We start from the raw sequence: 17,566 nt of genomic DNA, 5'->3' as shown, positions 1-17,566 counted from the left end.
AGGTGGATGGGATGAGCGAGGCCGCCGCCCTGCTGATCACGGGAGGCTGGGTCGTCTCCGGTGACCCCGTGATCGGGACCGCGCGGGACACCGACGTCCTGGTGCGGGACGGAAAGATCGCCGAGGTGGGCCAGGGGATCGTGGCGCCCGGCGCCGAGGCGATCGACGCGTCCGGCATGCTCGTGCTGCCCGGGCTCGTCGACGCCCACAAGCACACCTGGCAGTCCGCCGTGCGCCACCGGTGCACCGGCATGGACCTGATGACCTACTTCGGGGAGATGTTCGGCAGGCTAGGACCCCGGTACCGGCCGCGGGACGTGTACGCCGGCAACCTGCTCGGCGCGCTCGCCGCCCTCGACGCCGGCACGACGACGCTCATGGACTGGTCACACGTGCAGAACTCCCCCGGGCACGGCGACGCCGCGATCCAGGCCCTGCGGGAGGCGGGCGTGCGCGCGGTGTTCGGCCACGGCTGGCCCCTGGTGGACCTCCCCGAGTGGATCATGGGGAGCACCCGCGACCACACCGGCGACCTGCGCCGGATCCGCGAGGACCTGCTCTTCGACGACGACGCCCTCGTCACCCTGGCGCTGGCCGGGCGCGGTCCGGAGCTCTCCACGATGGACGTGACCCGCAACGACCTCGCGATGGCCCGCGACCTCGGCATCCGCACCTCCATCCACATGGGCTGCGGCGAGCGGTTCGGCGCGATGGCCGCGATCGCCCGGCTGAACGCCGCCGGTCTGCTCGGCCCCGACCTGACGTTCGTCCACTGCAGCGAGAACAGCGACGACGAGCTGCGGATGATGGCCGACCACGGCGTGGGCGCCGCGGTCGCCCCGCAGCACGAGCAGGGCTTCCCCGGCATCGGGCACACCCCGATCGACCGGCTGCGCGGCCTCGGCGTCACGACCGGGCTCAGCAGCGACACCGAGACGTTCGGCGCCGCCGACCTGTTCACCCAGATGAAGATGGCGCTGGCCGCCGTCAGGAGCCGGGTGAACACCGGCCGGTCCCGCTTCGAGGACCCGCCGAGCGCCTTCTCCGCCGAGGACGTGTTCCACCTGGCCACCCAGGGCGCCGCCGACGTGCTCGGCCTCGGCGACCGGGTGGGCAGCCTCACGCCGGGCAAGGCCGCCGACATCGTGCTGCTCCGGGCGACCGACCTCAACCTCCACCCCGTGACCGACCCGGTGGCCGCGGTGGTCAATGCCGCGCACCCCGGCAACGTCGACACGGTCCTCGTCGCCGGAGCGGTCCGCAAGCGGGGCGGCGTGCTGACCGGCGTCGACCAGGACCGGCTGCGCGACCTCGCGGAGGAGTCCCGCCGGCACGTTCTGGCGACCTGACCTCCCGTCCATCCAGCCCCCGGCCCCGGGCGCGCCCGCGGCCGCGCGACCCCGCGCGCCCGCATACCGGGACGACGGGGTCACCCGACCAGATCCACGACGAAGACAAGGAAGCCCATGACCCTCGACAGCGGATTCGCCGGCTTTCTCGGCATGCTCCGCTCCGTCGGCGCACCCGGATCGTTCGACGGTGAGCCCGACGAGATGCGCGCCAGAATGACCCAGGCCATCGAGAGCGGCTGGGACCCCGCGGCCTTCGCGCCGGTCGCCTCGGAGGAGGACGTCACCGCCGGGGGCCTGCGCCTGAAGGTGTTCCGGCCGCACGCCGCCGGGCCGGTCCCGACGGTGCTGTACTTCCACCCCGGCGGCTTCGTCATGGGCAGCGCCCACCTCATGCGGGACGTCGCCCGCCGCCTGAGCCACGAGTTGTCGGCCGTCGTGGTGTCGGTCGACTACCGGCTGGCCCCGGAGGACCCGTTCCCCGCCGCCGTCGAGGACGCCGCGGACGCGCTCGCCTGGGCGCGGGCCAACCTCGACCGCCTCGGCGCCGACCCCGGCCGGATCGGCCTGGCCGGGGAGAGCTCCGGCGGCAACCTGGCCGCCGTCACCGCGCTGCGCGCCGCCCGGAGCGGCGACCCGGTCCGCGCCCTGCTGCTCGCCTCCCCGGTCACGGACTTCACCACGTCGTATCCCTCGATGACCGAGAACGCCGCCGGGTACTTCCTGGAGGCCAAGGACCTGACCGTGATCAGCGAGCTCTACTTCGGCGGCGACCCGGAGGCCGCGCGGGACGCGCGGGTGTCCCCGGCCCTCGCCGAGGACCTCGGCGCGTTGCCCCCCACCGTCGTGGGCGTCGCCGGGTTCGACCCGTTGCGCGACGACGGCGTCGTCTTCGCGGCCCGGCTGCTGCGGGCGGGCGTGCCCACCACGCTCCGGGTCTACGCCGACCTCATCCACCCCTTCTTCGGAATGCCCGCCGCGTCACCCGCCGCGGACCGGGCCGTCACCGAGCTCACCGCGCTGTTCGGGGCCCGGCTCGGCTGACCTCTTCCCACTTCCCACGTCCCTCGCTTCGACCCGCGACGCGGGCGTGCCGCTTCGCCGGCAGGATCACCAGGAGGTATCACGTTGTTCGGCAAGACCTGGAGGCGAAGTCCGCTCGCCCTGCTCTGCGCCGGGACGCTCGCGCTCGGCGCCTGCTCCTCCGGCACGGCCCCGTCCCCGAAGGCCCCGGACGCCGCCGCGGCCACGGGAGGAGGGAGCGAGGCCCTCGGCGACCTCGTCAAGGGCTCCTCCTACGGCGCCCCGCCGGCGGCCGCTCCCGCGGCGCCCCCGGGCAAGAAGGTGTGGATCGTCTCCTGCGGGCAGAGCGCGATCGGCTGCCAGACCGGCGCCGAGGCGGCCAGGGAGGCGGCGAAGGCCGTCGGCTGGGAGGCCCAGATCTGCGACGGCAGGCTGAACGCCGGCGGGGCCTTCGCCCAGTGCGTCCGCCAGGGCGTCGCCGCCCGCCCGGACGCGATCATCACCGAGGCCATCGACTGCTCGGACATCCGGCAACCCCTGCGGGAGGCCAAGGCCGCCGGCGTGCCGACCGTCGACTTCTGGGGCTTCGACTGCGACACCGGCTCCGGCGGCGAGAAGCTGTTCACCGCCTCCGTCGTGCCGGCGCGGGAACACCCCACCAACGCGGCCTACCAGGAGGCCATCGGCCGGGCACGGGCCGCGTGGATCGCGGCCGGGTCGGGCGGCCGGGCGTCGATCGTCGAGCTCGTCTTCCAGGGCACCAACATCGGCGCCGCGCTGCACCGAGGGTTCACCGAGGGCATCGCCGCGTGCGCCGGATGCCAGGTGCACCCCGTGGACGTGACGCTGAGCACGTTCGGCGACGTGCGCCAGATCATCGAGTCGGCCCTGCTCAGGAACCCCGACGCCACGTGGGTTTCTGTGCCGCTCGACTCGCTGGTCCTGGCCGGGGCCGCGCAGGCCGTCGCCGGCTCGCCGCGCCGGTCGGAGCTCCGGCTGATCGGCGGGGAGGGGCTGCCGCCCAACCTGAACCTCATCCGCGGCGGGCAGGGGCAGGACGCCGCGGTCGGCCAGCCCATCGACTGGTACGGATGGGCCGCCGTGGACACCCTGATCAGGGTCTTCGCCGGAGAGAAGCCGGCGCCCGCCGGCCTGGGCTTCCAGATCGTCGACCGGAGCGCCAACCTGCCCGGGTCCGGCGCGTACACGGCGCCGGTGGACTTCCGCGCCGCGTACCGGAAGGCGTGGGGGCGATGACGGCCCCACCCGGCCCGGCCGGCGTCGTGCTGCGCGTCGAGGACGTGCGCAAGGCCTACGGCGCGGTCGCGGTGCTCAAGGGCGTCTCGCTGACCCTGCGCGCCGGGCGGGTCCACGCCCTCGCCGGCGGCAACGGGTCCGGCAAGTCCACCCTGATCAAGGTGCTGGCCGGGATCGAGCAGGCGGACGCGGGCACCGTGCGCGGGCCCGGACGCTCCGCCGCCGACCTGGCCGGTCTCACACCGGCGGCGGCCGGCCGGGCCGGGCTGCGCTTCGTGCACCAGGACCTCGGCCTGGTCCTCGGCATGACCGTGGCGGAGAACTTCGCGCTCTCCCGCGGGTTCCCGACCCGGCTCGGGGCCGTGTCCTGGTCCCGGCTGCGCCGCGCGACGGCCGCCGCGCTGGAGCGTCTCGACCTCTCGATCGACCCGGGGGTGAGGGTCGCGAGCCTGCGCCCGGCGGAACGGACCATGGTGGCGATCGCCCGCGCGCTCGCCGACGACGAGCCGGGCCAGGTCCTCGTGCTCGACGAACCCACCGCGAGCCTGCCCCACCACGAGGTCGACGTCCTCCTCGACGCGCTGGCCCGCAGGGCCGCCGCCGGGCAGGCGATCCTCTACGTCAGCCATCGGCCGGCCGAGGTGCTGTCGCTGGCGCACCATGTGACGGTCCTGCGGGACGGGGTGGTCGCCGAGAGCCGGCCCACCGCGGACCTCGACCGGCTCCGGCTGGCCGAGCTCATCGCCGGCCGGTCGGTGGAGGCCCTCTATCCGCGGCGCGCCGCCGCGGCAGGACCGGCCGCGACCCCGGAACGGCCGGTGGTCCAGGTCCGCGGCCTCTGCGCCGGACCGCTGCGCGAGGTCGGCCTGGAGGCGCACGCCGGGGAGATCGTGGGCGTGGCGGGGCTGCTCGGCTCCGGCCGCTCGACGCTGCTGCGCAGCCTGTTCGGCGCCGTCGCGCCGCGCTCCGGCTCGATACTGATCGATGGACGGCCGCTGCCGCCCTCCGTGCCGGCCGCCATCCGGGCAGGGGTGGCCCTGGTCCCCGAGGACCGGCACGGCGACGCGCTGTTCGGCGAGTTCTCGGTCGTGCGGAACACCACGATCGCCACGCTCGACCGGCACGTGCGGTGGTCGTGGCTGCGGCCGTCCAGCGAGCGGGCCGCGGCCCGCGGCGCGGTCGCCGGCTTCGGCATCACGGCCGCGGCCGTGGGGCAGCCGATCACCCGGCTGTCGGGCGGGAACCAGCAGAAGGTCGTCCTCGCCCGCTGGCTCGAGCGGGCGCCCCGCGTGCTCCTGCTCGACGAGCCCACCCAGGGCGTCGACGTGATGGCCAGGGCCGACATCTACCAGCGGCTCAGGACCGTGGCCGCCAGCGGCGCCGCCGTGGTGGTCGCCTCCTCCGACGTCGAGGAACTGGCGCACCTCTGCGACCGGGTCGTGGTGCTGCGGGCCGGGCGCGTGACCGCGCACCTGCGCGGCGCCGAGGTCGCCATCCCCGCCATCGTCACCTCCTCCTACGCCGACCAGGAGGCGTCATGAGCGCCACCACGCTGCCGACCTCCCCGGAACGGGCGGCGGCGAGGTCCCACGCGCTGCGGAACCTCGGCGAGCGGTACGGGCTGGTCCTGCTGCTCTGCGCGGTCGCCGCCTTCTTCAGCCTCCTGCCCGCGAGCGCCGCGGCCTTCCCCACGACGGCGAACCTCCAGGCGGTCCTCGGCAACATCGCCGTGGTCTCCGTGCTGGGCATCGCGGCGATCTTCCCGCTGGTCGCCGGGCACTTCGACTTCTCCGTGGCGGCGACCTCCCTGGTGTCCTCGATCACCTGCGCGGCCCTGCTGTCCGACCACCACGCCTCCCTCGCGGTGGGCGTGGCCGGCGGCCTGCTGGCCGGGCTCGCCGTCGGCCTCGTCAACGCGACGCTCGTGGCCGTCCTGCGGCTCAACGCGTTCATCGTGACGATCGGCACCGCCACGCTCCTCCCCGGGATCGTGCAGTGGTACACGGGCGGCGTGGGCATCACCCGCGACATCGCGCAGCCGCTGCGCGATCTCGGCTCCGGGACGTGGCTCGGCCTGCCCCAGGTGATCTGGCCCGTGGTGGTGATCATCGCCGTCTGCTGGTTCGTGCTCGGCCAGACGGCCGTGGGCCGCCGGCTGCACGCGGTGGGCGGCAACCCCTCGGCCGCCCGCCTCGTCGGCATCTCCGTCACCCGGGTGTCCTTCCTGGCCTTCGTGATCTCCGCGGGGCTCGCCGGCGTCGCCGGCGTCCTGCTCACCGCGCGCAACGGCGGGGGTCTGGTGAACAGCGGGGTCGACCTGCTGTTCCCCGCGCTCGCCGCCGTCTTCCTCGGCGGCACCGCGATCGACCCCGGCCGCTACAACGTGCTCGGCACCGTGGTCGGCGCGCTGTTCGTCGCCATCTCCGTGAGCGGGCTCACGCTGGCGGGCGCCGCGGACTGGGTGCCGGACGTGTTCAACGGCGCGGCCCTCGTCGTCGCCGTGGCGATCTCCACCCTGCTGGCCCGGCGGCGCGGGCGCGGGGAACACACGTGACCACCACGACCGAACCCGCACGACCGAACCCGCACGATCAAGGAGGAAGAGATGGCCGTCATCGAGCACTGGATCGGCGGTAAGGCCGTCGCGGGGCACTCCGCGCGAACCGCCCCCGTCTACGATCCCGCCACCGGCCGGCAGCGGCACGAGGTGCTCCTCGCGACGCCGCGGGACGCCGCCGCCGCGGTGGACGCCGCCAGGGCCGCCTACGACGGATGGAGCCAGACGTCGCTGACGCGGCGCGCCCGGGTGCTGTTCGCCTTCCGGGACCTGGTCGACCGCAACGCCGAACGGCTCGCCGAGCTGATCACCGCCGAGCACGGCAAGGTGCTGTCCGACGCGCTCGGCGAGGTGCGCCGCGGCCTGGAGGTCGTCGAGTTCGCCTGCGGCATCCCGACCCTGCTCAAGGGCGACTACTCCGACCAGGTCTCGACGGGGGTGGACACCTGGTCGTTCCGCGAGCCGATCGGGGTGTGCGCCGGGATCACGCCGTTCAACTTCCCGGCCATGGTGCCGATGTGGATGTTCCCGGTCGCCATCGCCTGCGGCAACACCTTCGTCCTCAAGCCCAGCGAGCGCGACCCGTCGGCGTCGATGCTGCTGGCCGAGCTGTGGCGCGAGGCCGGACTGCCGGACGGCGTCTTCAACGTCCTGCACGGGGACAGGGTCGCCGTCGACGCCCTCATCGACGCGCCCGAGGTCGCCGCCGTCTCCTTCGTCGGCTCCACCCCCGTCGCCCGCCACGTCCACGAACGCGCCTCGGCGGCGGGGAAGCGGGTCCAGGCGCTCGGCGGGGCCAAGAACCACGCCATCGTCCTGCCGGACGCCGACGTCGGTTTCGCGGCGGACCATCTCGTCGCCGGCGCCTACGGTTCCGCGGGGGAGCGCTGCATGGCCGTCTCCGCGGCGGTCGCGGTCGGCCCGGGCGCCGACCGGGTGGTCGACGCGGTCGCCCGGCGGGCACGCGCGGTGCGGGTCGGGCCCGGCGCGCACCCGGACAGCGAGATGGGTCCCGTGGTCACCCGCGAGGCGCGGGAGCGGATCGCCGCCCTGATCGGCACCGGGGCCGAGCAGGGCGGACAGGTCGTGCTCGACGGCCGCGAGCACGTCGTGCCCGGACACGAGCAGGGCTTCTTCCTCGGCCCCACCCTGATCGACCAGGTGCGGCGGGACATGGACGTCTACCGCGAGGAGATCTTCGGCCCGGTGCTGTGCGTCCTTCGCGCCGGAGACGTGGACGAGGCGATCGCGCTGATCAACGCGAACCCGTACGGCAACGGCACGGCGATCTTCACCTCCAGCGGCGAGTCGGCGCGCCGGTTCCAGCGCGGCGTCCAGGTGGGCATGATCGGCATCAACGTCCCGGTGCCGGTCCCGATGGCGTTCTACTCGTTCGGCGGGTGGAAGGAGTCCCTGTTCGGGGACAAGCACGTCCACGGACCCGAGGGCGTCGCCTTCTACACCCGCGCCAAGGTCGTCACGGCCCGGTGGCCCCGGCCGCGGGAGGACTCCGGGGCCGGATTCGACTTTCCGAGCAACTGAGCGGAGGACCATGCGCACGGGAGAAGACCGATGACGGACGCCTTCACCTACGAGGCCCTGCCGATGCGGGTCGTGTTCGGCGCGGGGAGCGTGGCCCGGCTGCCGGAAGAGGCCGAACGGATCGGGGCGCGGCGCCTGCTGGTGCTGTCCACCCCCGAGCAGCGCGGGCTCGCCGACCGGGTGGCCGGGCTGCTCGGCGAGCGCGCCGTGGGCGTGTTCGACCGGGCACGCATGCACGTGCCGGTCGAGACCGTCGCCGCCGCGGAGCAGGTCGCGGCCGGCCTGGCCGTGGACGGGTGCGTCGCCGCGGGCGGCGGGTCGACGATCGGCCTCGGCAAGGCCCTCGCCCTCCGGCGGGGGCTGCCCGTGCTGGCGCTGCCCACGACCTACGCCGGTTCGGAGATGACGCCGATCTGGGGACTCACCGAGAACGCCCGCAAGCGGACCGGGCGCGCCCCCGTCGTCCTGCCGCGCGCCGTGCTCTACGACCCGGACCTGACCGTGACGCTCCCGGCCGCCGTCTCGCTGACCAGCGGGCTCAACGCGGTCGCCCACGCCGTCGAGGCCCTGTACGCCCCGGACGGGTCCCCGGTGGTCGCGGCGATGGCGGAGCAGGGCGTGCGCGATCTCGCGACCGCCCTGCCGCTCATCGCCCGCGACCCCGGCGACCGGGCGGGACGGACGGCGGCGCTGCGGGGGGCCTGGCTGTGCGGGGCCTGCCTCGGCGCGACGACGATGGGCCTGCACCACAAGCTGTGCCACGTCCTCGGCGGCATGCTGGACCTTCCGCACGCCGAGACCCATGCCGTCATGCTCCCGCACGTCGCCGCGTACAACCTTCCGGCGGCGCCGGCCGCGGCCGCCGCGTTGCGCCGGTCCCTGGGCGCCGGCGACGCGGCCGCCGGCCTCGCCGCCCTGACGGCCCGGCTCGGCGTGCCCACGAGCCTCAGGGAGCTCGGCGTCGCCGAGGGCGACCTCGCCCGAGTCGCCGACGAGGTGCTGGCCGACCCGTACGCCAACCCGCGGCCGGTGACCCGGCCCGACCTGGTGGCGCTCCTGCGCGCCGCCTGGACAGGAGGAACACCGTGAACACGCCGCCCGCCGGTCTCTCCGCCGAGCAGGAACGCCGGGAGACCGCCCTGGTCGACCGGGTGCTGAGCTCGTTCGACGCCTGCGAGGATCCCCGGCTCAAGGAGGTGATGCGCGCGCTGGTGCGCCACCTCCACGGCTTCCTGCGCGAGGTGCGGCTCACCGAGGAGGAGTGGGCCGCGGCGATCGCCTTCCTCACCGCCGCCGGCCACATCACCACTCCCAAGCGGCAGGAGTTCATCCTGCTCTCCGACGTCCTCGGCGCCTCGATGCAGATCATCACGATCAACAACCAGGCCGTCGGCGCCGCGACCGAGGCCACCGTCTTCGGCCCCTTCTTCGTCGAGGACAGCCCGGAGGCGCCGATCGGCGGGGACATCGCCTTCGGCGCGGCCGGCGAGCCGTGCCGGGTCGAAGGGACCGTCACCGACACGGCGGGCCGGCCGGTGCCCGGGGCCAGGATCGAGGTGTGGGAGGCCGACGAGCACGGCAGGTACGACGTCCAGTACGACGACGGGCGGACGGCCGCCCGGGCCCACCTGTTCACCGACGGCGACGGGCGCTACGCGTTCTGGGGGATCACCCCGACCCCGTACCCGATCCCGCACGACGGCCCGGTCGGCGCGCTGCTCGCCGCGACCGGCCGGTCCCCGATGCGCGCCTCGCACCTGCACTTCATGGTCACCGCGGCGGGATGCCGGCGCCTCGTGACGCACATCTTCGTCCGCGGCGACGAACTGCTCGGCGAGGACAGCGTCTTCGGCGTCAAGGAGTCGCTGGTCAAGGAATTCGTCCGCCGGCCGGCCGGCACGCCCACGCCGGACGGCAGGCCCGTGGACGGCACCTGGTCCACGGCGCGCTTCGACATCGTTCTCGCGCCGGCGGAGACCTGACGGCGGCCGGGCGCTCTCACGGTCTCCGGACCAGGCCGCGGGAGATGCCGCGGCCTGCCATCACGACGGCCGGCACCAGCCGGTGGATCGCCGGGTCGGGTCCCACCACGGACAGCCCGGCGACCACGTGCCCCTTCTCATCGGTGATCGGCGTCGCCACCGAGTAGGCGCCCGCGCTCATCTCTTCCCGCACGACGGCGACCCCCGTCCGCCGGGACTCGGCCAGCGCCAGGCGCAGCACGGCCTCGTCGGTGACCGTCGCCGTGGTGAAACGGGCCAGGCCCTCCTTGACCACCTCGGCGAACAGGTCGTCGCCCGCGTGCGCCAGGAGCATCTTGCCCACGGCGGAGGCGTGCAGGGGGAGCCGCCCGCCGACCTGGGACCGCACGGGCACCGCGCCGGGCGCGGAGATCCGTTCGACGACGAGGGCCTCGTTGCCGTCGAGCACGGCGAGCTGCACGTGCTGCCGCGTCGCGGCGTGGAGGTCCTCCATGACGGGCATCGCGCGGACGCGCAGCGGCAGTCCACGCGGGTTGAGCGTGCCGAGCTCCCACAGCCGCAGGCCGATCACGTACGGGCCGCGCGGCGTGCGCTCCAGCGCCCCCCAGTCGACCAGCTCGCGGACCAGCCGGTGCGCGGTGGCGTGGCGCAGGCCGGTGATCCGGCAGATCTGGGCGAGCGTCAGCTCCGGCCGCGCCGGCGTGAAGGAGCCGAGGACCGCGAGTGCCCGGGACGTGACCGTGCGGCCACGGTCGCTGCTGTTGGCCATGTCGTGTTACCTGCTCGCGTCGGCGGTGGCCCTGGGTGCCATTGTGCGGCCCGCGGGGTGGCGCGGACCAGGAAGGGGTCCGTTCAGCGGACAACCTGCTGCGGCGCGCGGCGCCCGCCACGGATCGTGGTGGCAACCCGCCGGTGAGTCTACGGCCCGGCGGCCGGCGTTCCCGCCACCCACCGGACGTCCGCGTTCGCGCACCGGAGTCCCCTCGCCGCACCCCCTAGCGGCGCCCCCCGACAGGAGTACGTGAATGCGCATCAATGCCAAGCCGCCCCCGGGCCCGCGGGTGGCCGTGGTCGGCGGGGGGATCGCCGGCCTCGCCGCCGCGGCGTTCCTCGACCGCGCGGGCATCCAGGTGACCGTGTACGAGCAGGCCAGGCGACTGGCCGAGGTCGGCGCCGGGCTCGTCGTCTCGCCCAACGCCGTACGGCTGCTGCGCCGCCTCGGCCAGTTCGAGCGGCTGCGGGAGCGCGCGGTCGCGTTGCGGATCGGCTGGGAGTTCCGGCGCTGGGCCGACGGACGGGTGCTGTTCTCGCAGCGGCTCGGCGACGAGTGCGAGCGCCGTTACGGCGAGCAGTGCTATGTCACCCATCGTGCCGATCTCCTCGACGTGGTCAGGGCGGCGGGCCCGGAGTCGGCGCTGCGGCTGGACAGCCGTGTCGTGGGGCTGGAGCACCGTCCCGGGGGCGTCGAGATCACCTTCGCCGACGGATCACAGGCGGAGGCCGACGTCGTCATCGGCGCCGACGGGGTGCACACCACCGTCGGCCGGTTCGTGGGGCAGGCCGGGCCGCCGCGGTTCTCGGGGATGTGCGCCTACCGTTGCCTGGTCCCGGCGCACCGCGCCCCGGCGTTCGCGCTGCGGCCGGTCCAGACGCTCTGGCTCGGCCCCGGCCACCACCTCGTGCACTACCCGATATCCGGCGGCACGCTGGTCAACATCGTCGCCTTCGGACCGGCGCGTGACTGGACGACCGAGTCCTGGTCGGCCGAGGGCCGGGTCGAGGACCTGCGCGCGGAGTTCGCCGGATGGTCGGCCGAGCTGACCGCGCTGCTCGCGGCGGCGGACCGCACCGGCCAGTGGGCCCTGCTGGACCGTGATCCGCTGCCGCGGTGGACCAACGGCCCGGTCGCGCTGATCGGCGACGCGGCCCACCCCATGTTCCCCTTCTACGCCCAGGGCGCGGCCCAGGCGCTCGAAGACGCCGCGGTGCTCGCGCACTGCCTCGCCGACCAGCGGGCGGACCCACGGGCCGCCCTCGAACGCTACGAGAAGATCCGCCGCCCCCGGGCCACCCGGCTGCAGCGGGCGAGCCGCGACAGGGCCGAGACCAACCATCTGCCCGACGGGCCCGCCCAGCGGGCCAGGGACGCGTCGTTCGCGGGCGAGGACCCGCTGACGCACAACGGATGGATCTACGGTCACGACCCCGCGATCGGGCTCACGTCGAACGACCATGTCAGGAAAGGCGTCACCGAATGATCGACAACGCGCGTGGTCGCGGTCGTGTCCTGCGCGCGGCCGCGGCGGCGGGTGCCGGGATCCTCATGGGGATCACCGGCTGCGCGGGCCCGGGACCGGCCGCACGGACAGGGGCGAGCGCGGCGCCGGCCGGCACGGCCGCGCTGCCGAGCCTTGGCGAAGCGCAGAAGGCGCTCAGCTCCTACGTCGGCGGCACGCCGGGGAGCGCGGACACCGGCAAGCCGCCGGTGTACCTCGGCTTCATCACCCAGCACGGCGGCATCCCGAGCTTCCCCGAGGCGCAGGCCGCGGCCGAGGTGGCCGTCAGGTTCGTGAACGAGAAGCTGGGCGGCGTCCGTGGCCGTCCCCTCGCGCTGGTCCCCTGCGTCGTCGTCTCGGCGCAGGAGGAGGCGCTGAACTGCGCGCAACGGATGGCCGGCGACGCGCGGATCCAGGTCGTCCAGCTCAGCCTGCTGACCGTCGGCACCGTGTCCGTCTACGACACCCTGAGCGGCCGGAAGGCGGTCGTCGGGCAGACCCCGGCCTCCCCGACGGACGTCGCCGCCAAGGGGGTGTACCAGCCCTGGCCTGGTTCGTACGGCATCCAGGGCGGTATCGCCAAGTACGTCGCCGACGTCCTCAAGGCCGAGCGGGTCGCCGTGGTGTACGACGGCGACGACCCCGGCTCGTCCTTCGGCGCCAAGTCGGTCGCGGCGGCGTTCGGGCAGCTCGGCGTCTCGTTCAAGCAGGTCGCCACCCAGACGGGCTCCGCCGACGTCGCCTCCGCGCTCGTGTCGGCGGGCGCGCTCGACGCCGACGCGGTGGTGCGGATCTCCAATACGCCGAGCTGCGTCCCGACCGCGCGCGCCCTGCGGCAGCTCGGCGTCAAGGCGCCGGTCATCGCCCTCGACTTCTGCACCGACGACTCCGTGCGCCAGGCCAACGGCGGCGACCTGCCGGCGTGGACGTACGTGGGACAGTCCCGCAACGTGCTGTCGCCCGGGACGGACCGGCAGGCCGCGATCTACCGGAGCGTCATGAACGCCTACGCCCCCGGCGGGAAGGCGGGCGGCCTCGCGCCGTACGCCTGGGACTCGATCATCCTGGACACGAAGATGCTCAACGAGCTGGGCGCCACCCCCGAGCCCGCGGCGGTCTCCGGCTGGTGGAAGGCGTTCCACGGACCGCTGTTCCTCGGCCCGGACCGGATGAGCTGCGGCTTCCTCGCCGAGAAGGGCCTGCCGTCGCTCTGCTCGACCACCGTCTTCCTGTCCCGGTACCAGGGCGGCGGCCGGTGGGAGCGCTCGGTCGAGGTCGACGCCCAGAGCATCGGCATCACGCGATGACCCCGCGCCGCCTTCTCGCCGTGGCCGGCCTCGCCGCCGGCGCGAAACCGCACCACCCGTACGCCCTCGGTGCCCCGGGGGCCCGCGGATGAGCACGGAACAGATCCTCGCCTTCATGCTGCTCGGGCTCGGCCACGGCGCGCTCATCGCCGGGCTCGCCACCGGCATGGTGGTGACGTACCGCTCGTCCGGCGTCATCAACATCGCCGCGGGCGCCACCGCGGCCTACTCCGCCTACACCTACTCCGAGCTGCGCACGACCGGGACGCTGGTGCTGCCGCCGTCGATCCCGCTGACGGCCGGCGGCGAACCGCTCGGCGCCCTGCCCGCCCTGGCCATCGGCCTCGCCATGGCGGCTGGCCTCGGCGTGCTGCAGTACCTGCTGGTCTACCGGCCGCTGGCGAAGGCCGGGCCGCTCGCCAAGATCGTCGCGTCGTCGGGCGTGCTGCTGACGGTGCAGGCGGTGATCGTCCTGCACTGGGGAGCCGATCCGGTCGCCGCGCCGGCCGTCCTGCCCCAGGAACCGGTCGGCCTGCTCGGCGTGTCGATACCCGAGGACCGCCTGCTGCTGGCCGGGCTCGTGGTCGCGGCGACGGCGCTGCTGTGGGCGCTCTACCGCCACACCCGGTTCGGGATCGCGACCCGGGCGGCCGCCGACAGCGGGAAGGGCGCGGTGCTCCTCGGACTGTCCACCGCCCGCCTCGAGTGCGCCAACTGGGTGATCGCGAGCGTGCTCGGCGGGCTGTTCGGCATGCTCGCGGCGCCCACGACCCAGCTTCACCCGGTGACCTTCACGCTGCTGGTCGTCCCGGTGCTGACCGCGGCCCTGCTCGGGGGCTTCACGTCGTTCGGCGTCACCGTCGCCACGGCGTTCGGGCTCGGGATCGTCACCTCGCTGATCGCCCTCTTCCAGGGACAGTCGTGGTTCCCGCAGGTCGACGGCGTACCGCTGCCCGGCGTCACCGAGCTGGTGCCCTTCCTCGTGCTCGCCGTCGCGCTCTACCTCAGGGGACGCGCGCTGCCCGACCGGCTGACGGCGGCTCCGCCCGCGATGCCCCGCGCGCCCCGGCCCCGGCGCGCCGGCGCCGCCGCCGTCGCGGGCACCGTGGTCGTCGTCGCCGCCCTGGCGGGCCTTCCGTTCGACTGGCGCCAGGCGCTCATCAACAGCATGCTCGGCGCCGTGCTCTGCCTGTCGGTCGTCGTCACGACCGGCTTCGTGGGCCAGATCTCCTTCGCCCAGATGGCCGTGGCCGGGGCCGCCGGATACGTGACCGCCGCGGCGGGTACCGACGCGCACCTGCCGTTCCCGCTGCCGCCGATCGCCGGCGTCGCGGCGGCGGTGGCGACGAGCCTGCTGTTCTCGCTGCCGGCCCGCCGGGTGCGCGGGCTCCAGCTCGCGGTGCTGACGCTCGCCGGCGGCGTGGCCGCCCAGCGGTTCTGGTTCGGCAACCCGCAGTGGGGGAGCGGACTGCGGCCCGCGAACGTCACGCCGATCACGGTCTTCGGCATGGAGATCTCCCCGGCCCACTCGTTCTGGGGGACGGAGTCGCCCAGCGGCGGGTTCGGCCTCGTCGTCTTCGCCGTCCTGCTCGGATGCGCGCTGCTCGTGGTCAGGGTGCGGCGCTCGCCCCTCGGCGCGCGGATGCTCGCCGTCCGGTCGAGCGAGGCCGCCGCCGCGGCGGCCGGCGTGAACGTCGGCGCCGTCAAGACCGCCGCCTTCGCGATAGGCGGCCTTCTCGCGGGCACCGCCGGGGTGCTGTACGGCTACAACTTCGCGGGCGTCAGCGCCGACCGCTTCGGGCCGCTGACCTCGATCGCCTTCTTCGCCGTCGCCGTGCTCGGCGGGGTCGGCACGGTCGGCGGCGCGCTCGTCGGTGGCCTGCTGGTCGCGCAGGGGCTGCTGTTCCACGCCGTGACGACGTGGTTCGGGATAGGCCCCGACTATCAGCCTCTGTTCGCGGGACTCGCGGTGATCCTGACCGTCATCGGATCGCCGGACGGCGTCGCCGTGAGCGTCGCCGGCGCGGCGCGCCGCCCGCGTGCGGCGCTCCTGCGGCACTGGCGGCGCGGCGGCGCGGCGATGGGGGAGTCGTGACGGCCGGCCCGCTTCTGCGCGCCGCGGCGGTCTCGCTGCACTACGGCGGCGTGCGGGCGCTGCGTGAGGTGGACGTCGAGATCATGCCCGCGGAACTGGTCGGTGTGATCGGCCCGAACGGCGCGGGGAAGAGCACGCTGCTCGACGCGATCACCGGCTTCGCCTCCCCCACGAGCGGCTCCCTCACGTTCGACGGCCACGACATCCGGCGTCGCCGGCCGTCGGAGCGTGCGCGCATGGGGCTGGCACGGACGTGGCAGACGCTGCAGCTCTTCGAGGACCTGACCGTCGCCGAGAACGTCCGCATGGCGGTTCCCCGCCGGTCCGGGGCCGCCCGTCGCCGCTCGGACGGCCGGCGGGACGATCACGACGTGCTCGGACGCCTGGGCATCGGGCGGCTGGCCGGCCGGATGCCCGGCGAGCTGTCGCACGGGCAGCGCGTCCTGGTCGGCGTCGCCCGCGCGCTGGCCGGCGACCCCAAGCTGCTGCTGATGGACGAACCCGCCGCCGGGCTCGACGGGCGTGAACGCGGCCTCCTGGGCGAGATCCTGCGCGACGTCGTCGCCTCGGGCACGTCGGTCGTCCTCGTCGATCACGACATGCCGCTGGTCCTCGGGATCTGCGACCGGGTGTACGTCCTGGACTTCGGGGCGGTCATCGCCTGCGGCCCGCCCCGTGACGTGCGGAACGACCCCCGGGTCATCGCGGCCTATCTCGGCGCCGACGACCCGGGGACAGCGGACGAGGGCGGGCTCCAGCCGAGCCGGCCGGCCGAGGGGGCGCGGTGAGCCTGCTGGAAGTGAAGGGCCTGACGGCCGGATACGGGTCCGTGCCCGTCGTGCGCGACGTCGGCCTCTCGGTCGAGCGCGGTGAGCTGGTGGCCCTGCTCGGCGCCAACGGCGCGGGGAAGACCACGACGCTTCTGGCGATCTCCGGCCTGGTGCGCACCTACCAGGGCGAGATCCGGCTGGACGGCAGGCCGGTCGGCGGGCTGCCGCCCGCGCACCGGGCACGGGCGGGCATCCAGCACGTCCCGGAGGACCGGTCGCTGTTCCCCTCGCTCACCGTGGACGAGACCCTCGGCCTCGCCGCGGGCGGGCGGAGATCGGCGGAGTGGGTGCTGGAGTACTTCCCGGCGCTGCGCGGGCTCGGCGGCCGCAGGGTCGCGGCGCTGTCCGGCGGTGAGCAGCAGATGCTCGCGCTCGCGCGGGCCCTGTGCCGCGACCCGAGCCTGCTGATCGTGGACGAGATGAGCCTGGGCCTCGCGCCGCTGGTCGTCAGCGCCTTCTTCCCGGTGCTGCGCCGCGTCGCGGCCGAGCGGGGATGCGGGGTCGTCATCGTCGAGCAGCACGTCCATCTGGCGCTCCGGTGGGTCGATCGTGTCCATGTCATGGCCGGAGGGAGGGTGGTGGCCTCGGGGACCACCGGCGAGATGAGGCCCAGGATCGACGAGCTGACCAGCGCCTACCTCGGGGAGGACCCGGCGCCCGCGCCGGGGGTCGCCGGCGGATCCGCCGCCGCGACCGTCACTGATGAAGGAGAGAACGATGAAGGTGTTCGACGTCCGTGACATCACGGTAGGTGTCGACGCCGCGCTCGCGGTCGTCGAGAACCCGAGGCACCGGCACATGCTGAAGAACTACCGCCGGCACGCGGTGCTGGAGGTGTCCGGCCACTGGGAGGACATCCTCACGCCGGTCATGACGGTGGACCACCCGGTCTACCGGATCACCGAGCGGGGCAGGACCATGGTCCTCGACGGCATGGACGAGGTGCGCCGCTTCTACGCGGGCATCGTCTCCGAGGGCGCCAACGTGTTCGGCGCGCTGGAGGAGCAGGTGGCCGTCTCCGACCACGGCGTCTTCATCGAGGCCGTCTTCGCCCAGGTGGTGCCGGGCACGGATCCGGCGCTCGCCGGCGAGGACGTGGAGCCCTCGGGGACCTACCAGGTCTCGCACCACTTCGCCGCCATGTGGCCCTACCGCGAGGGGCGGCTCGCCGGTGAGTACATCTACGACGACAGCGGCAGTTGGCGCGTGGACGAGGTGGACCCGTCGGCGCTGACCTCGCCGGCCGAGGCGCGGGCGCTGCTGGCGCCGAGCCTGGCGCGCAGCCCGCTCACGGAGATCGAGGAGGGCCTCGCCCTGTTCACCGGCGTCCGCCCGCCGCGCGCGTAGC

15 protein-coding genes are annotated in these 17,566 nt (G+C 74.5%); 14 read left to right on the top strand and 1 reads right to left on the bottom strand.

Annotated elements, in window-relative coordinates:
• Nucleotides 1-11 precede the first annotated feature (11 nt).
• From BJ981_RS08835 to BJ981_RS08800, 8 genes are all read left to right on the top strand, one after another.
• The gene (locus BJ981_RS08835) at nucleotides 12-1,349 is read left to right on the top strand and encodes an amidohydrolase family protein (RefSeq protein ID WP_184609754.1); all 1,338 of its coding nucleotides are present in this window, start codon (nucleotides 12-14) and stop codon (nucleotides 1,347-1,349) included.
• Nucleotides 1,350-1,466: 117 nt separating this feature from the next.
• Nucleotides 1,467-2,393: an alpha/beta hydrolase gene (locus BJ981_RS08830; RefSeq protein ID WP_184609752.1), complete on the top strand. Its 927-nt coding sequence runs from the start codon at nucleotides 1,467-1,469 to the stop codon at nucleotides 2,391-2,393.
• A gap of 84 nt (nucleotides 2,394-2,477) precedes the next feature.
• The gene (locus tag BJ981_RS08825; RefSeq protein ID WP_184609750.1) at nucleotides 2,478-3,629 is read left to right on the top strand and encodes a sugar ABC transporter substrate-binding protein; all 1,152 of its coding nucleotides are present in this window, start codon (nucleotides 2,478-2,480) and stop codon (nucleotides 3,627-3,629) included.
• The gene (locus BJ981_RS08820; protein ID WP_184609749.1) at nucleotides 3,626-5,170 is read left to right on the top strand and encodes a sugar ABC transporter ATP-binding protein; all 1,545 of its coding nucleotides are present in this window, start codon (nucleotides 3,626-3,628) and stop codon (nucleotides 5,168-5,170) included. Before BJ981_RS08825 ends, BJ981_RS08820 begins: the two co-directional genes overlap by 4 nt.
• A complete protein-coding gene (locus BJ981_RS08815; protein WP_184609747.1) occupies nucleotides 5,167-6,183 on the top strand; it encodes an ABC transporter permease in 1,017 nt (338 codons plus the stop codon). The genes BJ981_RS08820 and BJ981_RS08815 overlap by 4 nt, the downstream gene beginning before the upstream one ends.
• Before the next feature lie 51 nt (nucleotides 6,184-6,234).
• Nucleotides 6,235-7,728 (top strand): CoA-acylating methylmalonate-semialdehyde dehydrogenase, encoded by a 1,494-nt coding sequence (locus BJ981_RS08810; RefSeq protein ID WP_184609745.1) that lies wholly within the window; start codon nucleotides 6,235-6,237, stop codon nucleotides 7,726-7,728.
• 30 nt (nucleotides 7,729-7,758) lie between these two features.
• Nucleotides 7,759-8,817: a maleylacetate reductase gene (locus BJ981_RS08805; protein ID WP_184609744.1), complete on the top strand. Its 1,059-nt coding sequence runs from the start codon at nucleotides 7,759-7,761 to the stop codon at nucleotides 8,815-8,817.
• Entirely contained in the window at nucleotides 8,814-9,710 is an 897-nt protein-coding gene (locus tag BJ981_RS08800) for a hydroxyquinol 1,2-dioxygenase (RefSeq protein ID WP_184609741.1), read from the top strand. Before BJ981_RS08805 ends, BJ981_RS08800 begins: the two co-directional genes overlap by 4 nt.
• 16 nt (nucleotides 9,711-9,726) lie before the next feature.
• Here the strand turns inward: BJ981_RS08800 and BJ981_RS08795 are convergent, their stop codons facing one another.
• Nucleotides 9,727-10,479 carry an IclR family transcriptional regulator gene (locus BJ981_RS08795; protein ID WP_184609739.1) on the bottom strand — a complete coding sequence of 251 codons (753 nt, stop codon included), beginning with the start codon at nucleotides 10,477-10,479 and terminating at the stop codon, nucleotides 9,727-9,729.
• A gap of 256 nt (nucleotides 10,480-10,735) precedes the next feature.
• Between BJ981_RS08795 and BJ981_RS08790 the strand changes: the two genes are divergently transcribed.
• The 6 genes from BJ981_RS08790 (at nucleotide 10,736) to BJ981_RS08765 (ending at nucleotide 17,565) form a co-directional block, all read left to right on the top strand.
• Complete coding sequence (locus tag BJ981_RS08790) at nucleotides 10,736-11,968, top strand: FAD-dependent oxidoreductase (protein WP_184609737.1); 1,233 nt, start codon at nucleotides 10,736-10,738, stop codon at nucleotides 11,966-11,968.
• A complete protein-coding gene (locus tag BJ981_RS08785) occupies nucleotides 11,965-13,293 on the top strand; it encodes an ABC transporter substrate-binding protein (protein ID WP_184609735.1) in 1,329 nt (442 codons plus the stop codon). The genes BJ981_RS08790 and BJ981_RS08785 overlap by 4 nt, the downstream gene beginning before the upstream one ends.
• 88 nt (nucleotides 13,294-13,381) lie before the next feature.
• Nucleotides 13,382-15,388, top strand: a complete 2,007-nt coding sequence (locus BJ981_RS08780) for an ABC transporter permease (protein WP_184609733.1) — start codon at nucleotides 13,382-13,384, stop codon at nucleotides 15,386-15,388.
• The gene (locus tag BJ981_RS08775; protein WP_204070529.1) at nucleotides 15,385-16,176 is read left to right on the top strand and encodes an ABC transporter ATP-binding protein; all 792 of its coding nucleotides are present in this window, start codon (nucleotides 15,385-15,387) and stop codon (nucleotides 16,174-16,176) included. Before BJ981_RS08780 ends, BJ981_RS08775 begins: the two co-directional genes overlap by 4 nt.
• Nucleotides 16,173-16,958: an ABC transporter ATP-binding protein gene (locus BJ981_RS08770; RefSeq protein WP_184609731.1), complete on the top strand. Its 786-nt coding sequence runs from the start codon at nucleotides 16,173-16,175 to the stop codon at nucleotides 16,956-16,958. Before BJ981_RS08775 ends, BJ981_RS08770 begins: the two co-directional genes overlap by 4 nt.
• Nucleotides 16,936-17,565: a hypothetical protein gene (locus BJ981_RS08765; protein WP_184609729.1), complete on the top strand. Its 630-nt coding sequence runs from the start codon at nucleotides 16,936-16,938 to the stop codon at nucleotides 17,563-17,565. Before BJ981_RS08770 ends, BJ981_RS08765 begins: the two co-directional genes overlap by 23 nt.
• Nucleotide 17,566: the final 1 nt, after the last annotated feature.

Origin of the sequence: Sphaerisporangium krabiense (assembly GCF_014200435.1) — a bacterium.
GTDB lineage: Bacteria > Actinomycetota > Actinomycetes > Streptosporangiales > Streptosporangiaceae > Sphaerisporangium > Sphaerisporangium krabiense.
The sequence above is the reverse complement of the archived record's forward strand: the minus strand, read 5'-3'. Positions and strand labels throughout refer to the sequence as shown.